This is a genomic window from Streptomyces sparsogenes subsp. cuspidosporus (assembly GCF_039532705.1).
Lineage (GTDB): Bacteria > Actinomycetota > Actinomycetes > Streptomycetales > Streptomycetaceae > Streptomyces > Streptomyces sparsogenes.
Map to the genome: position 1 here is coordinate 101,979 of NZ_BAAASD010000027.1, position 20,292 is coordinate 122,270.

The 20,292-nt window shown below is 72.4% G+C and carries 19 protein-coding genes; 8 read left to right on the forward strand and 11 right to left on the reverse strand.

Annotation, left to right across the window (positions count from 1 at the left end; translation table 11 throughout):
* Positions 1-6: 6 nt before the first annotated feature.
* A complete protein-coding gene (locus tag ABFY07_RS27320) occupies positions 7-504 on the reverse strand; it encodes a hypothetical protein (protein ID WP_346177024.1) in 498 nt (165 codons plus the stop codon).
* 48 nt (positions 505-552) lie between these two features.
* A complete protein-coding gene (gene fahA, locus ABFY07_RS27325) occupies positions 553-1,782 on the reverse strand; it encodes a fumarylacetoacetase (RefSeq protein ID WP_346177025.1) in 1,230 nt (409 codons plus the stop codon).
* A 299-nt stretch (positions 1,783-2,081) separates the two neighbouring features.
* Between fahA and ABFY07_RS27330 the strand changes: the two genes are divergently transcribed.
* The 4 genes from ABFY07_RS27330 (at position 2,082) to ABFY07_RS27345 (ending at position 6,523) form a co-directional block, all read left to right on the forward strand.
* Positions 2,082-3,092, forward strand: a complete 1,011-nt coding sequence (locus ABFY07_RS27330) for a polyprenyl synthetase family protein (RefSeq protein ID WP_346177026.1) — start codon at positions 2,082-2,084, stop codon at positions 3,090-3,092.
* Between the two features lie 300 nt (positions 3,093-3,392).
* Positions 3,393-4,601 carry a LolA family protein gene (locus ABFY07_RS27335; RefSeq protein ID WP_346177027.1) on the forward strand — a complete coding sequence of 403 codons (1,209 nt, stop codon included), beginning with the start codon at positions 3,393-3,395 and terminating at the stop codon, positions 4,599-4,601.
* A 22-nt stretch (positions 4,602-4,623) separates the two neighbouring features.
* Entirely contained in the window at positions 4,624-5,607 is a 984-nt protein-coding gene (locus ABFY07_RS27340; RefSeq protein ID WP_346177028.1) for an ABC transporter ATP-binding protein, read from the forward strand.
* 19 nt (positions 5,608-5,626) lie between these two features.
* On the forward strand, positions 5,627-6,523 hold the full coding sequence (locus tag ABFY07_RS27345; protein ID WP_346177029.1) for an ABC transporter permease: 897 nt from the start codon (positions 5,627-5,629) through the stop codon (positions 6,521-6,523).
* A gap of 27 nt (positions 6,524-6,550) precedes the next feature.
* Here the strand turns inward: ABFY07_RS27345 and ABFY07_RS27350 are convergent, their stop codons facing one another.
* Positions 6,551-7,000: a VOC family protein gene (locus ABFY07_RS27350; RefSeq protein WP_346177030.1), complete on the reverse strand. Its 450-nt coding sequence runs from the start codon at positions 6,998-7,000 to the stop codon at positions 6,551-6,553.
* Positions 7,001-7,121: 121 nt separating this feature from the next.
* Here ABFY07_RS27350 and ABFY07_RS27355 point away from each other — a divergent pair, with 121 nt between their 5' ends.
* Positions 7,122-7,721 carry a CGNR zinc finger domain-containing protein gene (locus ABFY07_RS27355; protein ID WP_346177031.1) on the forward strand — a complete coding sequence of 200 codons (600 nt, stop codon included), beginning with the start codon at positions 7,122-7,124 and terminating at the stop codon, positions 7,719-7,721.
* Between the two features lie 67 nt (positions 7,722-7,788).
* Here ABFY07_RS27355 and ABFY07_RS27360 read toward each other — a convergent pair whose 3' ends face one another.
* From ABFY07_RS27360 to ABFY07_RS27395, 8 genes are all read right to left on the reverse strand, one after another.
* Entirely contained in the window at positions 7,789-8,760 is a 972-nt protein-coding gene (locus tag ABFY07_RS27360) for a M28 family metallopeptidase (RefSeq protein WP_104531312.1), read from the reverse strand.
* 358 nt (positions 8,761-9,118) lie between these two features.
* Positions 9,119-10,090: an EamA family transporter RarD gene (rarD, locus tag ABFY07_RS27365; protein WP_346177032.1), complete on the reverse strand. Its 972-nt coding sequence runs from the start codon at positions 10,088-10,090 to the stop codon at positions 9,119-9,121.
* 123 nt (positions 10,091-10,213) lie between these two features.
* Positions 10,214-11,071, reverse strand: a complete 858-nt coding sequence (locus ABFY07_RS27370) for an SDR family oxidoreductase (protein WP_346177033.1) — start codon at positions 11,069-11,071, stop codon at positions 10,214-10,216.
* A 235-nt stretch (positions 11,072-11,306) separates the two neighbouring features.
* A complete protein-coding gene (locus ABFY07_RS27375) occupies positions 11,307-12,416 on the reverse strand; it encodes a 2-oxoacid:ferredoxin oxidoreductase subunit beta (protein ID WP_346177034.1) in 1,110 nt (369 codons plus the stop codon).
* On the reverse strand, positions 12,409-14,361 hold the full coding sequence (locus ABFY07_RS27380; RefSeq protein ID WP_346177035.1) for a 2-oxoacid:acceptor oxidoreductase subunit alpha: 1,953 nt from the start codon (positions 14,359-14,361) through the stop codon (positions 12,409-12,411). The genes ABFY07_RS27375 and ABFY07_RS27380 overlap by 8 nt, the downstream gene beginning before the upstream one ends.
* A gap of 240 nt (positions 14,362-14,601) precedes the next feature.
* A complete protein-coding gene (locus ABFY07_RS27385; protein ID WP_076970856.1) occupies positions 14,602-15,261 on the reverse strand; it encodes a response regulator transcription factor in 660 nt (219 codons plus the stop codon).
* A gap of 160 nt (positions 15,262-15,421) precedes the next feature.
* The gene (locus ABFY07_RS27390) at positions 15,422-16,768 is read right to left on the reverse strand and encodes a sensor histidine kinase (RefSeq protein WP_346177036.1); all 1,347 of its coding nucleotides are present in this window, start codon (positions 16,766-16,768) and stop codon (positions 15,422-15,424) included.
* A gap of 176 nt (positions 16,769-16,944) precedes the next feature.
* On the reverse strand, positions 16,945-18,141 hold the full coding sequence (locus ABFY07_RS27395) for a sensor histidine kinase (protein ID WP_346177037.1): 1,197 nt from the start codon (positions 18,139-18,141) through the stop codon (positions 16,945-16,947).
* A gap of 191 nt (positions 18,142-18,332) precedes the next feature.
* On the opposite strand from ABFY07_RS27395, the gene ABFY07_RS27400 reads away from it, so the two are divergent.
* The 3 genes from ABFY07_RS27400 to ABFY07_RS27410 form a co-directional block, all read left to right on the forward strand.
* A complete protein-coding gene (locus ABFY07_RS27400) occupies positions 18,333-18,746 on the forward strand; it encodes an NADH-quinone oxidoreductase subunit A (RefSeq protein ID WP_065962910.1) in 414 nt (137 codons plus the stop codon).
* Complete coding sequence (locus ABFY07_RS27405; protein WP_346177038.1) at positions 18,737-19,423, forward strand: NADH-quinone oxidoreductase subunit B; 687 nt, start codon at positions 18,737-18,739, stop codon at positions 19,421-19,423. The genes ABFY07_RS27400 and ABFY07_RS27405 overlap by 10 nt, the downstream gene beginning before the upstream one ends.
* A partial coding sequence (locus ABFY07_RS27410; RefSeq protein ID WP_428837015.1) for an NADH-quinone oxidoreductase subunit C occupies positions 19,420-20,292 on the forward strand: 873 nt, incomplete at its 3' end. The genes ABFY07_RS27405 and ABFY07_RS27410, both read left to right, overlap by 4 nt.

A 20,292-nucleotide genomic window follows, 5' to 3' on the forward strand; every position in this document is an offset into this window, starting at 1 on the left:
CGTCGGTCAGCCGCCGGTGACGCCGCCGACGCTCTCCAGGCCGGGGAGGTCGGTCGGGAAGCCGGTCGGGATGTCGGCGGGGGTGGTCACCTTGGTGAAGGTGTCGTTCAAGCCGGCGTCCCAGCTGACCTTGAGGGTCTTGCCGTCCGCGCTCGGAGTCACCTTGCCCATGGTGCGGTCGGTGTTGCCGTCGGCGCAGTCGAGCATCAGCATCTTGTTGCCCATCTCGGCGTACTCGCCGGAGCAGGTGTGCTTGCCCGCGACCAGGGCGGCCTTCTCGCCGCTGATGGACAGGAAGAGGGCCTCGCCGCCGGACTTCGACACATAGGCGCCGGCCACCTTGCCGCCCGCGCCCCCCTCCGCCGGGGCGCTCGACTGCTCGGCCGACGGAGCCTTCTTGGACGCCTCCGGCTTGTCGCCGCCGTCGTCGCTGTCGCTGCCGCATCCGGTCATCAGCAGGGCGGCCGCGGCCACCGCACCGGCGATGCGCACTGCCTTGATCACGCGCTTACTCCTCGGTCGTGGGACAGGAACACGACAACCTAACAGCGTTCACCGCGCCGACGGGGCGATACGGCCGGTCACCTCGCCCAGTGCCACACGGTTGTTATCGGGGCCCGGGGCCCAGGCGGTGAGGGTCACCTCGTCGCCATCCTCCAGGAACGTCCGCTCGCCGTCGGGCAGACGCAGCGGGTCGCGGCCGGACCACGTCAACTCCAGCAGGCAGCCGCGCTGGTGCGGCTCGGGGCCGCTGACCGTGCCGGAGGCGAACAGGTCGCCGGTGCGCAGCGAGGCGCCGTTGACCGTCATGTGCGCGAGCTGCTGGGCGGCCGTCCAGTACATGGTCGCGAAGGGCGGGTGGGCGATGGGGTGGCCGTTGAGTGCGACCTCGATGCGCAGGTCGAAGGCGCCCGGCTCGGCGGCGGAGTCGTCGAGGTAGGGCAGGAGCGGGACGTCGCGGGCGGGCGGGCCGGTGCGGGCGGCGGCGAGGGCGTCCAGCGGGGTGACCCAGGCGGCCACGGACGTGGCGAAGGACTTCCCGAGGAAGGGGCCGAGCGGGCGGTACTCCCAGCTCTGGATGTCGCGCGCGGACCAGTCGTTGAGCAGGCAGACGCCGAAGACGTGGTCGTGGAACCCGGAGAGCGGCACCGGTGTATTCACAGGTGAAGGGGCACCGATGACGAAGGCGACCTCCGCCTCGAAGTCGAGCCGGCGGGAGGGGCCGAAAGGGGGGAGCGTATGACCGGAGGGAGAGCCCAGCTGGCCGCGGGGGCGCCCGATGGGCGTGCCGGAGACCACGACCGTGCCCGCGCGCCCGTGGTAGCCGATGGGCAGGTGCTTCCAGTTGGGGGTGAGCGGTTCGCCCTCCGGGCGGAACATCCTCCCCACGTTGGCGGCGTGGTGCTCGCTGGCATAGAAGTCGACGTAGTCGGCGACCTCGAAGGGCAGATGGAGCGCGACGGCGGTGAGGGGGTGCAGAAGGGGCTCGACCGCCGGTCGGCGCGCCTCCTCGGTCAGCCAGGCGCGCAGCTCCGCTCGCACTGCCTGCCAGACCGGCCGGCCCGCGGCCATCAGCGGGTTGAGGGTCGGGTGGCCGAGCAGCGCGGCGTGCGGGGAGTCGGCGGCCGCCGCGGCCGCGCCCGCGTCCAGGACGTGATTGCCGTATCGCACCCCGATCCTCCGCACGTCAGGGGCGTCCGGTGTGGTGAAGACCCCATAGGGGAGGTTGTGCGGGCCGAAGGGATCGTCGTGGGGCAGGTCGAGCGGGCTCTGTCGCGGCATGGGGCTGCCTCGCCTTCTCCTCGTCGCCGGGGGTTCCGGTGTCGCCGGGCCACACCCTATGGGGCGGCAGCCCCGGGGGAGGAGGCCGATCTGCTGATGATCGGGGGTGTGAGCAGGATTGATCTGCGGGTGATCGCGGAAAATGTCGTGGGGAGCCGGTCGGCCGCGCGCGGGAAGTGATAGCTCGCACAAGGCGGGAAGGCGCCCATGGTGATCGATAGCCGACCGGATACGCTGCCTTTAGTGGAGACAGCGACACATCGACATTGCGTGTGACCGCAGGCAGACAGGAGTACCCCGTGAGCGTCGTCGGGCCCTTCGGGCTGAGCGTGCGGGACCGGACTCTGGAAGCCGACACCCAGGCCGGGCTGACAGCCGTCGAAGAAGGCCTGATGGAGGCCACGAAAAGCGACGTGCCGTTCATCACCGAGGCCGCCCAGCACCTCATGCGGGCGGGTGGCAAGCGGTTCCGGCCGCTGCTGGTGCTGCTCGCCGCCCAGTTCGGCGACCCGTACGCGCCCGGGGTGGTGCCCTCGGCCGTGGTCGTGGAGCTGACGCACCTGGCGACGCTCTACCACGACGACGTCATGGACGAGGCGGACGTCCGCCGGGGCGTGCCCAGTGCCAACGCCCGCTGGGGCAACTCGGTGGCGGTGCTCACCGGCGACTTCCTGTTCGCGCGCGCCTCGCACATCCTGGCCGACCTGGGGCCCGAGGCGGTGCGGATCCAGGCCGAGGCGTTCGAGCGGCTGGTGACCGGGCAGATCCTGGAGACGGCGGGGCCGAGGGGCGGCCGTGACCCGATCGAGCACTACCTGGACGTGCTCGCGGGGAAGACCGGCTCGCTGGTCGCGGTCTCCGGGCGGTTCGGCGCGATGATGTCGGGGGCCGACGAGTCCGTCGTCAGCATCCTCACCCAGTACGGCGAGCGGCTGGGCATCGCCTTCCAGCTGGCCGATGACGTGCTGGACATCGCCAGCGACAGCCATGAGTCGGGCAAGACCCCCGGTACCGACCTGCGGGAGGGCATCGCCACCCTCCCGGTGCTCCATCTGCGGGCGCAGGCGGAGGCGACCGGCTCGGCCGAGGACCGCGAGCTGTGCGAGCTGCTGGCCGGCGACCTCAGCGACGACGGGGTCCTCGGCGAGGTGCTGCGGCGGCTGCGCGTCCATCCGGCGCTGGAGCAGGCCCGCCGGGACACCCTCCGCTATGCGGCGGAGGCCCGCGCGCTGCTGGCGCCGCTGCCCGAGGGAGCGGCGAAGGCCGCGCTCGAGGGGCTGTGCGACGCGGTGGTCCACCGGGCCGGCTGAGCCCAGCCCCGACCCCTGCCTTCCGCCTCCGTCCTCCGACATGGGGCTCCGACACGGGGCTCCGACACGGGGCCCGGTACCGGGCTTCGACCCGGAGTCTTCGCTCCCCGGGGTCCGACCAGCGGCCCACGGGGGTCCTACCTCAGCGGTACCCACACGTGATCCTGTCGGCTGACGCGCCGTGACGGCCGTTTTGGTGGGATGGAACAGCCACCACACGGCGGTATCGGGTGACAATGGCCCGAGAGGTGGACGAGTGCGAGGCTGACAACCGCCGCCGACGACGGAGGTAGAGCACATATGGCACGGATCCGACCGACACAGGTCGCCGACGACGGCTTCTGGGACGAGGATCGACCGACAGGGCGCCGCAAGGCCGTCCGCTACGCCGTCCCGGTGGGGGTGGCCGGCATCGCGGCGGCGACGATAGGGCTGGTCCCGGCGCTGGCCAGCACCGGGGCCCCCGATCTGCCGAAGATCACGGCAGAGGAGCTGATCAGCAAGATCGCCGCATCGGACACCGAGCAGCTGTCCGGCTCGGTGAAGATCACTACCGATCTGGGCATACCCTCCCTCCCCGGGGGCGGCTCGCTCGCCGACCTGGGCGGCGGGAAGCGAGGCGGCGGCGACGGTGCGGCGTCGCCGGAGTCCAAGCTCGTCGAGCTCGCGGCCGGCACCCACACCCTGCGGGTGGCCGCCGACGGGCCGGAGCGGCAGCGGGTCTCGATCATCGAGAAGGCCGCCGAGTACAGCGTCATCCACAACGGCGACGAGGTCTGGGCGTACAACAGCGCCGACAACTCCGTCTACCACGCCGAGGCCCCCGGGAAGGCGGCCAAGGGCGACCACGGGCGCCAGGTGCCCCAGGACCTGAGCGGTCTCACCCCGCAGGAGGCCGCCAAGAAGGCGCTCGCCGCCGTGGACGACACCACCCGGGTCACGGTGGACGGCACCGCGAGGGTCGCCGGGCGGGACGCCTACCAACTGCTGATCCGTCCCAAGCAGAGCCACTCGACGGTCGGTTCCATCCGCATCGCCGTGGACGCCGACAACGGTGTGCCGCTGAAGTTCACCCTGGAGCCCAAGAGCGGCGGCAAGGCGGCGGTCGAGGTGGGCTTCACCCAGGTGGACTTCGGCAAGCCCAAGGCGAGCACCTTCGACTTCACCCCGCCCAAGGGCGCCAAGGTCACCGAGAAGAGCGCCGCGAAGCACGAGGCCAAGGCGGACGAGAAGCGGCTGCGCGAGCTGCCCGGGCTGAATGTGATCGGCAAGAGCTGGGACTCGGTGGCGCGGCTGGACCTCCCCGGCGGGCTGCCGGCCAGCGCGAGCGGCGGGGGCGGGCCCAGCGAGTTCCTCGGCGGACTGGGGAAGAAGGTCAAGGGGGACTTCGGATCCGGCACGGTGCTCAGCACCCGCCTGGTCAACGCCCTGATCACCGACGACGGCAAGGTCTTCGTCGGCGCGGTGGACAAGAGCGCCCTGATCGACGCCGCAGACGCGGCCAAGTGACCGTCTGACGAAGGGGGAGCCCGTGGACCAGCCGTCCGCCGAGGACCCGGCCGCCCGCGCCGCGGTCGAGACCCGCGGGCTCACCAAGCGCTATCGGGGCGGCCAGCTCGCGGTCGACTCGCTCGACCTGACCGTGCCGCGCGGCAGCGTCTTCGGCTTCCTCGGGCCCAACGGCTCGGGGAAGACCACCACCATCCGGATGCTGATGGGCCTGATCGAGCCGACCGCCGGGCGGGCGCGGCTGCTCGGCGCCCCCATGCCGCGCGCCGCCCGGAGCGTGCTGCCGAGGGTCGGGGCTCTGATCGAGGGCCCCGCCCTGTATCCCTTTCTGACCGGCCGGGACAATCTGGTCCGCTTCGACGCCGCCGACCCCACCGCGGATCCGGGCACCCGGGCCGCCCGGGTCTCCGCCGCTCTGGAGCGGGTGGGCCTGACGGCCGCGGCGCGCAAGAAGGCCCGCGCCTACTCCCTCGGCATGAAACAGCGCCTCGGCCTGGCCGCCGCGCTCCTCCAGCCGCGGGAACTCCTCGTCCTCGACGAGCCGACGAACGGTCTGGACCCGCAGGGCATGCGGGAGATCCGCACGCTGGTGCGCGAGCTGGCCGACGACGGCACCACCGTCTTCCTCTCCTCCCACCTCCTCGATGAGATCGAACAAGTGTGCACCCATGCGGCGGTCATGACCCAAGGCAGGCTCATCGTCCAGGGCACCGTCGCCGAGCTGGCGGCCGGCAGCCGCGGCCGACTGTCCATCACCACCCCGGACCCCGCAGAGGCGATCCGCGTCCTGAAGGAACACGGGGTGACGGACATCGTGGCCATGGAGGAGCGCGTCACAGGCGAGCTGCCCGCGTCCGGCGGGAGCGCCCCGCCGCTCGATCTCGCGGACCTCAACGCCGCCCTTGTGCGGGCCGGAGTGCGGGTCCGGGCCTTCGGTACCGAGCGGGCCTCGCTCGAGGACGCCTTTGTCGCGCTGACCGGGGAGGGTTTCGATGTCGCGGGTTGAGGCGGACGGGGAAGCGCGTATGAGCAAGGCGGGCGGCGGCTCGGCCGGGGCGCCGGCCCGGCGGCCGGGCCCGCTGTGGACGCTCGCCCTGTTCCGCAGCGAGCTGGGCACCACCTTCCGCCGCTGGCGGACCATCGCCCTGCTCGGGGTGCTGGCGGCCATCCCGGTGCTGGTCGGAATCGCGGTGAAGATCGAGACCAGCGACGGCGGATCGTTCGGTCAGGGGCGCGGGGGAGACGGCGAGGGCCCCGCCTTCTTCGCTCAGATCACCAACAACGGCATCTTCCTGGTCTTCGCGTCCCTGGCGGCGACCCTGCCGGTCTTCCTGCCGATGGCCATCGGAGTGATCGCCGGTGACGCCGTCGCCGGCGAGGCGGGCTCCGGGACGCTGCGCTATCTGCTGGTCGCCCCGGCCGGGCGGACCCGCCTGCTGCTCGCCAAGTTCACCACTGTCATGGCCTTCTGTCTGGTCGCCACCCTTGTGGTGGCCGCCGCCGGGCTGGTGACCGGGGCGCTGCTCTTCCCTCTCGGCGATGTCACGCTGATCTCGGGCACCACCGTCTCGTTCGCGGACGGACTGCTACGGGCCCTGGCGGTGGCGGGCCTCGTGGCGTACTCCCTCATCGGCATCGCGACGGTGGGCCTGTTCATCTCCACCCTGACCAACAGCGGGATCGCGGCCATGGCGGCGACCGTCGGTCTGCTGGTCACCGTGCAGATCCTCGACACCATTCCGCAGCTGCACGCGATCCAGCCGTATCTGTTCCCCCATTACTGGCTGTCCTTCGCGGACGTCCTGCGGGACCCGGTCTACTGGGACCAGCTCGCCAAGAACTTCGGGTTGCAGGCGCTCTACGTGGCGGTGTTCGGCTCGGCGGCCTGGGCGCGGTTCACCGCGAAGGACATCACAGTCTGAGGGGGCGCACCGCTAGCGCACACACCGCTAGTGCACGCAGAACTCATTGCCTTCCGGGTCGGCCATGAGGATCCACTCCCCACCGGGCTCCTTCACCCGCCGTATCACCGCCGCGCCCAGCTTCTCCAGGCGGGCGACCTCGGCCTCCCGCTGCCCGGCCTCGCTGTGCACATCCAGATGCAGACGGTTCTTCACCGTCTTGGTCTCGGGCACGCGCTGGAAGAGGATCCTCCGGCCGAGGCCCGTGCCGCTCTCCGCGTCGAACGGATCGTCGGGGTGCCGGACGGCGATCAGATCACGCCACGCGCGCCGCCCCTCGAACTCCGTCAGCAGCTCCTCGCCGATCGCGCCGAACCCCAGCAGCCGCTCGATCAACGCGCTGTTGTCCTCCACGGTGTAGCCCAGCGCCTCCGCCCAGAAGGCGGCCTGCCGGTGTGGATCGCCCGCGTCCATCACGAGCTTCCAGTGCAACGCCATCGCCCGCGTCCCCCTCGTCTTGCCCGGTGCTTGTCGTGCCCCGTGCCTGTTGTGCTTGGTGCTTGTCCCGCTGCGCACTCGTCGTGCCGTGCGGTGACCTGACACCAGTTATACTGGTTACATGACGGAGTCCGCAATGGGCCTGATCCTCCATTCACGCGAAGGGGTGCCCTACCGCTTCGACCCCGGGGCCCTCTGCCTGGAGCTGCTGCCCACCGGCGGCCCCGGCGCCTACGCGCGCTACGAGGTCCTGCACCACCCCGCCGACCTGGCCGTATGGGCCGCCCGGTCGCGGCTCCGGCCGACGCCCGAGATCCAGGTGACCCCCGCCGGGCTGGCCGACGCCAAGCGGCTGCGCGACGCGCTGTGGGGGCTGACCGCCGCCCGGGCGCACGGCCGCCCGCTGCCCCCGGAGGACGTGGCCCGGGTCAATGAGGCCGCCGCCGGGCAGCCGCTGGTCCCCGTGCTCCACGACGACGGCGGCCGCGGGTGGCGACACCCCGCGACCGCCGCCCAGCTGGTGTCGACGGTCGCGCGCGACGCCGTCGAGCTGTTCTCCGGTCCGTACGCCGACCGCATCCGCGAGTGCGGAGCGGGCAACTGCTATCTGCTCTTCGTCGACACCTCGCGCCCCGGGCGGCGCCGCTGGTGCTCGATGCAGCGCTGCGGCAACCGCCACAAGGTGCGGGCACTGCGCGCCCGGCAGGACGAGCGCGAGTGAGCCGCCCGCCGGGGCGCGGTGCCCCGCGCGGTGCCGCCGGGGCGTGGTGCCGTCGGAGCGGGGGCCGTCAGCTGCTGAGGGTCCACACGGCGTAGGCGATGGCGTCGGTGTTGCGGTCGAGCGCGGTGTCGTTGATGTTGCTCGTCGTGTCGCAGGACCGGTGGTAGCAGCGGTCGAATGCCTGGCCGGAGGTGCCGCCCCACTTCTGCGCCTGGGCGGCGGACTTGATGTAGTCGGCGCCGCTGAACAGGCCGCCCACCGGCACGCCCGCGTTCTTGAACGGCGCGTGGTCGGAGCGCCCGTCGCCCTCCGTCTCGATCTCGGTGGGCACGCCCTTGGCGGCGAAGAAGTCCTTGAACACCGACTCGATCCGCGCGTCGTCGTCGTAGACGAAGTAGCCCGGGTTGGGCGAGCCGATCATGTCGAAGTTGAGATACGAGTCGATCCTCGCGCGGTTCGCGGACGACAGGCTGTTCACGTAGTACCGGGAGCCCACCATCCCCAGCTCCTCGGCGCCCCACCAGCCGAACCTCAGGTGCTTGGTGGGCTTGAGCCCGGCCCGGGAGACGGCGAGCGCGGTCTCCAGGACGCCCGCGGAGCCCGAGCCGTTGTCGTTGATGCCGGGACCGGCGGAGACGGAGTCCAGGTGGGCCCCCGAGAACACCACGTTGTCGGTGTCCCCGCCGGGCCAGTCGGCGATGAGGTTGTAGCCGGTGGCGCCGCCGGAGGTGAACTGCTGCACGGTCGTGGTGAACCCGGCCGCGTCGAGCTTGGCCTTGATGTAGTCGAGCGAGGCCTTGTAGCCAGGGCGGCCGTGGGCGCGGTTGCCGCTGTTGGCGGTGGCTATGGACTGCAGCTGGGTCAGGTGGGCCTTGACGTTGGCCACCGGGATGTCCGGCGCGGCGAGGGCGGTGGCCGCCGCCGGGACCGGTGCCGGGGCCGGCCCGGCCGGGGACAGCGGCGCGGCGGGCGCCGCCACGGCCAGGGCCGCGAGGACCGTGCCGGCCGCCGTGGCGGCGGTGGCGGCGCGGCGGGTCAAGGATCTTCCGGATGACGACATGGGGGGCTCCGATTCCGAACGAGGACAGGACGGAATGAACGTGACGCTGTGTGGTGCACGCACCGGTGGGGCGGGGGGAGCGTGAAGCGTCGGCACGGTCAGGCGCCGGCACGGTGGAGCGGTCGCACGGTGAAGCGATCGCACGGTGAAGCGGTGGCACGCGAAGCGGAGTGTCGCAAAGGCAGATGCTGCGGCCCGCGCTGACACGGCGTCAAGGGCGGAATTCGGACAGCGCCCGTCGGATATCGACCCCGTGCCGTGCCCGTGCGGCGGTGAGCCGTGCGGGGCGCCCGTCGGCGGCGGCGCGCGGCCTGTTGGCGCGTCGGAGCCGGGCGGCTCAGCCGGGGACGGGGTCCTCCGCCGCGTTCCCGTCCCGTGCCGCCGTGGCGGCGCGGGCGGCGGCCTGGCGGAGCCGTGCCCGCGCCCGGTGGGCCGTGTGCAGCGCGTCCCAGGTGAGCAGGGCGAGGGCGAGCCATACGAGGGAGAAGCCCGCCCACCGCTCGGGCGGCATGGACTCGTGGAAGACGGCGACGCCGAGCGCGAACTGGAAGATCGGGGCGATGTACTGGAGCATTCCGATCGTCGACAGCGGCAGCCGCACGGCCGCCGTGCCGAAGCAGATCAGCGGGATCGCGGTGATCAGCCCGCTGCTGGCCAGCAGGGCCGAGTGCCCGGCGCCCTCGGTGGAGAAGGTGCTGTCACCGTGTGCGGAGAGGAAGATCAGGAAGCCGAGCGCGGGCAGGAACTGGACGGCGGTCTCGGCGGCGAGCGACTCAAGACCGTTCAGCCCGATCCGCTTCTTGACCAGGCCGTAGGTGGCGAAGCTGAAGGCGAGGGTGAGCGCGATCCAGGGCAGCGCGCCGTAGCCGATCGCCAGGACCGCCACGGCGACCGCGCCGACGCCGACCGCGATCCACTGCGCCGGCCGCAGCCGCTCGCGCAGCAGCACGACGCCGAAGCCGATGCTGACCAGCGGGTTGATGAAGTATCCGAGCGAGGTCTCGACGACATGGCCGCTGTTGACGCCCCAGATGTACAGGCCCCAGTTGACGGAGATGACGGCCGCCGCCAGCGCGATCATCCCCAGCCGTGCGGGCTGCCGCAGCAGCGGTCGTATCCAGGACCAGCGGCGCAGCGCGAGGAGGACGAGGGCGACGGCCACCAGCGACCACACCATGCGGTGGGCGAGGATCTCGACGGCCCCGGCGGGCTCCAGCAGTGGCCAGAAGAGCGGCACCAGGCCCCACATGCCGTAGGCGGCGAAGCCGTAGAGGAGTCCGCTGCGGTGCTGCTGGCTCTGCGGCTTCACGTGTCCTCCCGGCGGCACGACGTCCTGTCGAAGGTAGCGCCGGAACGGCCCGTTTGTCATTTGCGTATCGCCATACGGTCATGACAAGCGGGTCGTTGTGCCGGAGGGTCGGCGGGCGGGGATTCAGCCCTTCAGGGCCGCCGCGATCGAGTCCGCGAGGGGGGTGGTCGGCCGGCCGATGAGGCGGGAGAGGTCGCCGGGCGTGGCGGCCAGCCGGCCGCGGGCGATGGCGGCGTCGACGTCCACGAGGATCTCGGCGAACGGCTCGGGGAGGCCGGCGCCGGTCAGGATGGTCTTGTGGGTCTCGGCCGGCACCGGGCCGTACGCGATCTCCTTGCCGGTCTGCCTGGCGATCTCGGCGGCGTACTCCTCGAAGCTCCAGGCGGTGTCGCCGCTGAGTTCGTAGACCTTGCCCTCGTGGCCCTCGCCGGTCAGCACCTCGACGGCGGCGGCCGCGTAGTCGGCGCGCGCGGCGGAGGCGACGCGCCCGCCGCCCGCGCTGCCGACGACGGCGCCGTGCTCCAGCACGGGGGCGAGCTGCTCGGTGTAGTTCTCGTGGTACCAGCCGTTGCGCAGCAGCACGTACGGGAGGCCGGAGGCCTCGATGGCCCGCTCGGTGGCCTTGTGCTCGTCGGCCAGCGTGAAGTCGGCCGCGGGGCCGCCGAGGACGCTGGTGTACGCGAGGAGGGAGGCGCCCGCGGCCTTGGCGGCGTCGATGACGGCCTGGTGCTGCGGGACGCGCTGTCCGACCTCGCTGCCGGAGATCAGCAGCACCTTGTCGCCGGCCGCGAAGGCGTCCTGGAGGGTCTCGGGCCGGTTGTAGTCGGCGACGTGCAGCCGGACGCCGCGCTCGGCCAGGTCGGCGGCCTTGCCGGCGTCCCGCACCACGGCCACGACCTGGTCCGCGGGGACCTTCTCCAGCAGGCCTTCGATGACGAGACGGCCGAGGTGGCCGGTGGCTCCGGTGACGACGATGCTCATGTCTGACTTCTCCCTTTAATTCCTTTAATTCGTTCTGGTTCTGCTCTGTGGGGCTACCCTAACGTAAGCGCTAACTATAAGAAAGTGTTCGGGCGTACTGCTGCGCGGTACCCACCGCTTCAGCGAGGTGCGGCGCGCGATCGGCGGCGTCAGCAAAGCAGCGGGTGCCCGCCCGAGGCGCCGTCAGACACCTCGGGCGGGCACCCGCCCGCCTTGTGCGAAGTCGACCCTGGGGTCAGCCGACGACCGTCCAGGTGTCGTGGCCGGCCAGCAGGGCGCCGAGGTCGCCCTTGCCCTTCTGCTCGACGGCGGCCTCCAGCTGGGTCGCCATCTCCGTGTCGTACACCGGCCGGGTGACATCGCGCAGCACCCCGATGGGGGTGTGGTGCAGCGTGTCGGGGTCGGCGAGCCGGGTCAGCGCGAAGGCGGTGGTGGGCGAGGCGGCGTGGGCGTCGTGGACCAGCACCGCCCCGGTGCCCTCCCGGGTCACGTCGATGATCTCGAGGTCGCCGGTGGCCGGGTCGCGGACGACGCCCTTGGAACCGAGGCCGTCCCCGCCGTCCTCCTCGCGGAACGGGGTGCCGAAGCGGATCGGCTTACCGTGCTCCAGGCGGATGACGGCCTCCTCCGCCTGCTGCTTGTCCTTGAGGACCTCGAAGGCGCCGTCGTTGAAGATGTTGCAGTTCTGGTAGATCTCCACCAGCGCGGTGCCCGGGTGGGCGGCCGCCTGGCGCAGCACCTGGGTGAGGTGCTTGCGGTCGGAGTCCACCGTGCGGGCCACGAACCCGGCCTCGGCGCCCAGCGCCAGGGACAGGGGGTTGAAGGGCGCGTCGAGCGAGCCCATCGGCGTGGACTTGGTGATCTTGCCGACCTCGGAGGTCGGGCTGTACTGGCCCTTGGTGAGGCCGTAGATCCGGTTGTTGAAGAGCAGGATCTTCAGGTTCACGTTGCGCCGCAGCGCGTGGATGAGGTGGTTGCCGCCGATGGACAGCGCGTCGCCGTCACCGGTGACCACCCACACCGACAGGTCCCGGCGCGAGGCGGCCAGGCCCGTGGCGATGGCCGGGGCGCGGCCGTGGATCGAGTGCATCCCGTAGGTGTTCATGTAGTACGGGAAGCGGGAGGAGCAGCCGATGCCGGAGACGAAGACGATGTTCTCCTTCGCCAGGCCCAGCTCGGGCATGAAGCCCTGGACGGCGGCGAGGACCGCGTAGTCACCGCAGCCGGGGCACCAGCGCACTTCCTGGTCGGACTTGAAGTCCTTCATGGTCTGCTTGGCGCCGGCCTTCGGCACCAGCGAAAGCGCGTCGACGGAGGAGAGCCCTTCCGCGATCGTCTCAGTCATCGATGGCCTCCTTAAGGGCCGTCGCAAGCTGCTCGGCCTTGAATGGCAGCCCCCGCACCTGGGTGAAGGAGCGGGTGTCGACCAGATACCTGGCGCGGAGCAGGGTGGAGAGCTGACCGAGGTTCATCTCGGGCACGACCACCTTGTCGTAGCGGGCCAGGACCGCGCCGAGGTTCCCCGGGAAGGGGTTGAGGTGGCGCAGATGGGCCTGGGCGATGGGGTCTCCGGCGGCACGCACCCGGCGCACGGCGGCGGTGATCGGCCCGTACGTCGAGCCCCAGCCCAGCACCAGCGTGCGGGCGTCGCCGGTGGGGTCGTCCACCGTGAGGTCCGGCACCTCGACGCCGTCCACCTTGGCCTGCCGGACGCGCACCATGTGGTCGTGGTTGGCCGGGTCGTAGGAGATGTTGCCGGTGCCGTCCTGCTTCTCGATGCCGCCGATGCGGTGCTCGAGGCCGGGGGTGCCGGGCACCGCCCAGGGGCGGGCGAGCGTCTCGGGGTCGCGCTTGTAGGGCCAGAAGACCTCGGTGCCGTCCTCCAGGGTGTGGTTGGGGCCGGTGGCGAAGCGGACCCGCAGGTCCGGCAGGTCCTCGAGGTCCGGCACCCGCCACGGCTCCGACCCGTTGGCCAGGTAGCCGTCGGAGAGGAGGAAGACGGGGGTGCGGTAGGTCAGCGCGATCCGCACCGCGTCCAGCGCCGCGTCGAAGCAGTCCGCCGGGGTCTTGGGGGCCACGATCGGCACCGGGGCCTCGCCGTTGCGCCCGTACATGGCCTGCAGCAGGTCGGCCTGCTCGGTCTTGGTGGGCAGACCGGTCGAGGGGCCGCCCCGCTGGATGTCGATCACCACCAGCGGCAGCTCCAGGCTGACCGCGAGCCCGATGGTCTCCGACTTGAGCGCCACGCCGGGGCCGGAGGTGGTGGTCACCGCGAGCGCCCCGCCGAACGCGGCGCCCAGCGCCGCGCCGATGCCCGCGATCTCGTCCTCCGCCTGGAAGGTGCGCACGCCGAAGTTCTTGTGCCGGGACAGCTCGTGCAGGATGTCCGAGGCCGGCGTGATCGGGTAGGAGCCCAGGAACAGCGGCAGGTCCGCCTGGTGCGAGGCCGCGATCAGCCCGTACGACAGCGCCAGGTTGCCGGAGATGTTCCGGTAGGTCCCCGGCGGGAAGGCGGAGGAGGCGGGCGCCACCTCGTAGGAGACCGCGAAGTCCTCCGTCGTCTCGCCGAAGTTCCAGCCGGCCCGGAAGGCGGCCACATTGGCCTCGGCGATCTGCGGCTTCTTGGCGAACTTCTGGCGCAGGAACTTCTCGGTGCCCTCGGTCGGGCGGTGGTACATCCACGACAGCAGGCCGAGCGCGAACATGTTCTTGCTGCGCTCCGCCTCCTTGCGGGACAGCCCGAAGTCCTTGAGCGCCTCGATCGTCAGCGTCGTCAGCGGCACGGGGTGGACGTTGTACCCGTCCAGCGAGCCGTCCTCGAGCGGGCTCTGGTCGTAGCCGACCTTGGCCATCGGCCGCTTGGTGAACTCGTCCGTGTTGACGATGATCTCGGCGCCGCGCGGCACATCGCCCAGGTTGGCCTTCAGTGCGGCCGGGTTCATCGCCACCAGCACGTTCGGCGCGTCGCCCGGGGTGAGGATGTCGTGATCGGCGAAGTGGAGCTGGAAGCTCGACACGCCGGGGAGGGTTCCGGCGGGGGCGCGGATCTCGGCCGGGAAGTTCGGCAGCGTGGACAGGTCATTGCCGAATGACGCCGTCTCCGAGGTGAACCGGTCACCCGTGAGCTGCATACCGTCGCCCGAGTCGCCGGCGAAGCGGATGATCACCCGGTCCAGGCGGCGGACCTCTTTGCCGCCGTCCCCCGCTCGCTGTCCCCCGACGAGCGTCGGCCCGTCCTGCTGATCGGCTGGTTCGGCCTGCTCGGCCGGGCTACTGACCTGGCTGGTCACTGATTCGGACCTCCCTTGAGGCGGCGCTCGTGGACATCGGTGCCGACCGGTTGTCCCCTGGCCATCGTACGTCGGTAAGGGTCGCCTTCCCTGACCGGATCGCATAGTGGACGGCCCGACGCGACCCCTGTCTGTGGCGAATTGTCATGCTCTGCGGACGCCCCCGTGCTCATGTCGAGCGATCCTCCCACTACGGGCTGAAGTGGTTCTTTGGTGCTACGACCGCCGGTCCCCCGGGCGTCAGGAACCGAGATAGGTCAGCACCGCGAGCACCCGGCGGTGATCCCCCTCGCTCGGCGACAGCCCGAGCTTCAGGAAGATGTTGCTGACGTGCTTCTCGACCGCGCCGTCGCTCACCACCAGCTGCTTGGCGATCGCGGAGTTCGTACGGCCCTCCGCCATCAGACCCAGGACCTCCCGCTCGCGCGGGGTAAGCCCGGCCAGCACGTCCTGCTTGCGGCTGCGCCCCAGCAGCTGCGCCACGACCTCCGGGTCGAGCGCCGTGCCGCCCCGGGCCACCCGCACCACGGCGTCCACGAACTCCCTGACCTCGGCCACCCGGTCCTTCAGCAGGTAGCCCACACCCCGGCTGCTGCCCGCGAGCAGCTCCGTGGCGTACTGCTCCTCCACGTACTGGGACAGCACCAGCACACCCAGCCCCGGGTGGTCGCGGCGCAGCCGGATGGCGGCCCGCACTCCCTCGTCGGTGTGCGTCGGCGGCATCCGCACATCCGCGACCACGACGTCCGGCAGCGCGCCGTCGTCGGCCAGCTCCTGGACCGACTTCACCAGCGCGTCCCCGTCGCCGACGCCCGCGACCACCTCATGTCCCCGGTCGGTCAGCAGGCGGGTCAGCCCCTCCCGGAGCAGCACCGAATCCTCGGCGATGACCACCCGCACCCTGTCCTCCACAACCCGCCCCCACTCGTCGGTTCCTCGGCCCCCAGCATCCCAGGGATCGAGACCGCCCGGTGCCAGGCACGCTCACCGGGCGGCCCACCGCGCGGGGGAGAGCGCGGGGAGAGCACGGGGGAGAGCGGGGGAGAGGGGTGGCCGCGCCTCATCCCCGCCAGGGAAGCTCGGCGGTGACCGAGGTCGGGCCGCCGGCCGGGGAGTGGACGACGAGGAGGCCGTCGACCGCGTCGAGCCGCTCGGCCAGCCCGGCCAGCCCCGACCCGGCCCGGGCGTCCGCCCCGCCCCGCCCGTCGTCGCAGACCTGCAGCATCAGCCGGTCGTCGGAGCGCCACACCTCCACGGTGGCCGTCCGGGCGCCGCTGTGCTTGCTGATGTTCTGGAGCAGCTCGGAGACGGTGAAGTAGGCGATGCCCTCGATGGCGGCCGCCGGCCGCTCCGGCAGGTCCACGGAGACCCGCACCGGCACCGTGCAGCGCGCCGCCAGGGCGGACAGGGACGGCCCCAGGCCCCGGTCGGTGAGGATCGCCGGGTGGATGCCGCGGGCCAGGTCGCGCAGCTCCTGAAGGGCCAGCTTCACCTCGCCGTGCGCCTCCTCGACCATCCGCGCCCCCGCCTCCGGGTCCTCCTGGAGCTTCTCCTTCGCCAGGCCCAGATCCATGGCGAGGGCGACCAGCCGGGCCTGCGCCCCGTCATGCAGATCGCGCTCGATGCGGCGCAGGTCCGCGGCCGCCGTGTCGACCACCGTGCCCCGGTCCGACTCCAGCTCCCACACGCGCTCCGCGAGCCGCGAGGGGCCCAGCAGCCCGGACACCATCAGCCGGTCGACCGCGGTCAGCCCACGTATCAGGAACGGCGTCGCCACCAGCAGCAGCGCCCCCGCGACGCTGGTGGCGGCTATCTCGAGCGGGCTGTCGAGGAAGAAGCCGCGGCCGTCGACCTCGAAGAGCTGTATGCCCGGCTGGTTGTCGGTGTAGGTGGGGAGGACCCACTGCCACAGGGGATAGGTCAGCAAGCCCCACGCGTTCACCCACAGGACCATCGACACGACGAAGGCGAAGATAGCCCACGGCAAGTGGATCACCGCGTAGAGCGCATGGCGCCAGGAGGTGCCGCTCCTGAGCAGCGCGCCCACCCACGCGAACGGGCCGGGCTTGGGCGAACGGCGCGTCGTCGACCGCACCGGCTCGGGATCGGCGACCTCCAGGCGCAGCAGCGAGCGGGCGCGGGCCCGCTCCATGGCCCCGATGCCCCGGCACCCCGCCAGGGCGACCCCGAGCACCGGTATGCCGAGGAAGGTGACCAGGAGGCCCACGCCGAGCGCGAGCATCGTGATCGCGTAGCAGAAGGTCAGCAGGGACAGCGGGAGGCTGAGCACCAGATAGAGGAACTCCCGCCAGACACGGGCCTCGAAGGGCGCCCGCAGCGCCGCGGGCAGCAGGGAGCCGCGGCGGGGCTCCGTCCCCGGCCCGTACGGTTCATACGCGGTGGCCATCTGTCGTCCGTCCTCCGATGGGTGGGGCGTGGCGCCCGGCGGTGCGTGGTCTCCGGTGGTGCGTGGTCTCTGGTGGTGCCCGGTCTCCGGTGGTGCTGCGTCGTGTACCTCAAGGCTCCCGGACCGCCCGCCGCCGGACCATGGAGCAGGTAGGCGTCCTCACCGTGGGGCTAGCCCTACCGCCGGGGTAGGCCTGGGCCTACCGCCTCGCGGTCGCGCCATGGCAGCTCGGCGGTCACCGCCGTCGGCCCGCCCACCGGGGAGTCCACCACGAACAGGCCGTCGACCGAGCCGAGCCGCTCCGCCAGCCCGGCCAGACCGCTGCCCCCGCCCGGGCTCGCGCCGCCGCGCCCGTCGTCCCGTACCTGGATCAGCAGCCGCTCATCCGCCCGCCGCACCTCGATCGAGGCCGTCCGGGCGCCGCTGTGCTTGCTGATGTTCTGGAGCAGCTCGGAGACGGTGAAGTAGGCGATGCCCTCGATGGCGGCCGCCGGCCGCTCCGGCAGGTCCACGGAGACCCGCACCGGCACCGTGCAGCGCGCCGCGACCGACGACAGCGCCGCGTCCAGGCCCCGGTCCGTCAGCACCGCCGGGTGGATGCCGCGGGCGAGGTCGCGCAGCTCCTGAAGGGCCAGCTTCACCTCGCCGTGCGCCTCGTCGACCATCGCGGCCGCGGCCCCCGGATCCTCCAGCACCTTCTCCTTCGCCAGGCCCAGGCCCATGGCGAGGGCGACCAGCCGGGCCTGCGCCCCGTCGTGCAGGTCGCGCTCGATGCGGCGCAGGTCCGCGGCCGCCGTGTCGACCACCGTGCCCCGGTCCGACTCCAGCTCCGCGATCCGCCGCTCCAGCTCGTCGGAGGGGGACAGCAGCCCGCGCACCATCGCCCGGTCGGCGTTCGTCAGACCCCGCGCGATCCAGGGCAGCACCGGCCAGGCGACGAACAGGCAGACCAGGGTCAGGCAGAAGGTGAGCACCGCCCAGGGCAGCCGCAGGAAGGAGTACAGCGCGGTCCGCCAGCCCACCGGGTCCCGCAGCCGCGCCCACAGCCAGGTGAGGAAGCCACCGCCCCCCGGGTGCCACAGCCGGCTCGGCTCGTCGACGCGCACCGTCAGCAGCGCGCGGGCGCGGCGCCGCTCCAGCGCCCCGTACAGCCGGCTGCCGCGCAGCCCCAGGGCCAGCAGCGGCAGCCCCACCACGGTGATCGCCAGTCCCAGGCCCAGCACGAGCCAGATGAAGGCGTAGACGAAGCCGAGGATGCCCATGGGCAGATTGGCGAGCAGGTGCGCGATCTCCCGCCAGGTCTGCCGGGGAAAGCCGAAGGCGGGCGGCCGGGGCAGCCGCTCGTCGCCCCCGTCGGATGAACTCGAGGTCATACGGGCAAGATTGCCCGGCCCGCCCCCGCCCCGCCATGGGGTAGGTCGCCGAGCCGGAGTGGGGTTAGCCCCACCGCATCCCGGACGGGCGGCTCACCCGGGCGGCGGCAGGGCCTACACTCCCGTGCGTACGCAGCGTCGAACAGACGACATCGACGGACAGCAGGCGGGACAGGGAGCGAGGGGCGGACGTGCCGGAGGCGACGACCGTGCACACCACAGCCGTGCCGCTCGCGGCCGGCTACTACGAGGGATACTCGGTGGTCGGCCTCCTCGCGGTGGTCGGGGTCCTCTTCGTCGCCGTGGCCTTCGGCGCCGGGCGGCTGCTGCGGCCCGTGGTGCCGACCCCGGAGAAGCTGCTGACCTACGAATGCGGGGTCGACCCCGTCGGCGAGGGCTGGGCCCACACCCAGATCCGCTACTACGTCTACGCTTTCTTGTATGTGATTTTCGCGGTGGACTCGATCTTCCTCTTCCCCTGGGCGACGGTGTTCGCCGCGCCGGGCTATGGCGGAACGACGCTGGTGGAGATGTTCGTCTTCCTCGGCTTCCTCGCCGTGGGCCTGCTGTACGCATGGAAGAAGGGCGTCCTGGAATGGACGTGACACCGAACCCCGCCCCCACGCCGGCTCCCGCGCCCGCCCCCGTGGACCTCCCGGAGCCGCGCCGCCTCGGCGCACTCGCCAGGCTGGCCCCCGAGCCGATGAAGGTCGTCCTGAACTGGGGACGCCGCTACAGCCTGTGGGTCTTCAACTTCGGGCTGGCCTGCTGCGCCATCGAGTTCATCGCGGCCTCCATGGCCCGCCACGACTTCATCAGGCTCGGCGTGATCCCCTTCGCCCCCGGGCCGCGCCAGGCCGACCTCATGGTGGTGTCCGGCACGGTGACGGACAAGATGGCCCCCGCGGTCAGGCGGCTGTACGAGCAGATGCCCGAGCCGAAGTACGTCATCTCCTTCGGCGCCTGCTCGAACTGCGGCGGACCGTACTGGGACTCGTACGCCGTCACCAAGGGCGTCGACCAGATCATCCCCGTCGACGTGTACGTGCCCGGCTGTCCGCCCCGCCCCGAGGCCCTGCTGCAGGGCATCCTGAAGCTGCAGGAGAAGATCGCGCGCGAGTCCCTGGGCGAGCGGTACGGGCGGGACGGCGGCGCGCCTCGGCCGTCCGCCGCGGCGCTGCGCAGCGGGCTGGTCGCGCCGCCCGAGCCGGCCTCCGGCCCGTCCCCTGCCCCGTCGTCCCCTGCCCCGTCGTCCCCTGCCTCGGGGGAGGGCACGCCGTGACCACGCCGGACGACCGCGACCGGCCCGTCGGGGCCGGGTCCGCCCCGCGCGTCGAGCCCGCCCCCGCCGCGCCGGCCGCCCCCGCCACCACCACCGCCGCCGCTCAGCCGCCGGTCGGCTGGCTGCCGCGGCCTGCCGCCGAGCTGTTCGGCGACGGCGCGACGGCGGAGGAGGCGTACGGGCTGCTCACCGTCGACGTCCCCGCCGACGCGTGGCTCCCCGCGCTGGAGACCGCCCGTGACGTCCTGGGCTGCACCTACTTCGACTGGCTGAGCGCGGTCGACGAGCCCGGCGAGGGGTTCCGCGTGGCCGCGCACGTCGTCGCCCTCGGGCCGGCGACGGCCGCCGCCCCGGCCGAGCCCGGCACCTCTGCCGCCGCCCAGCCCGGCACCTCTGCCGCCGGTGGCCCCGGCGCCCACGCCGTGCGCGGGCTCCTGGTCCGCACCACCGTGGCGCACGACGCGCCCGCCCTGCCGACCGCGACCGGCGTCTACGCGGGCGCGGCCTGGCACGAGCGCGAGACCCACGAGATGTTCGGCATCGACTTCGCCGGCCACCCCCACCTCGTGCCGCTGCTGCTCCCGGACGGCTTCGAGGGACATCCGCTGCGCAAGGACTTCGTCCTGGCGGCACGGGTCGTCAAGGCATGGCCCGGCGCGAAGGAGCCGGGCGAGTCCGAGGCCGCCCACGGCCCCAGGCGGAGGCAGATGCTGCCGCCCGGCGTCCCCGACCCCAACGAGTGGGGCCCCCTCAAGGGCCAACTTCCCGCCGCCCCCGCCCGGCCGGCCCGCGCGACCCGGGCTGCGGGCGCCGCGACCGAGCGCCCGTCCCGCCGCGCCCGCAGCGCGTCCGCGGGCTCGGCGAGCCAG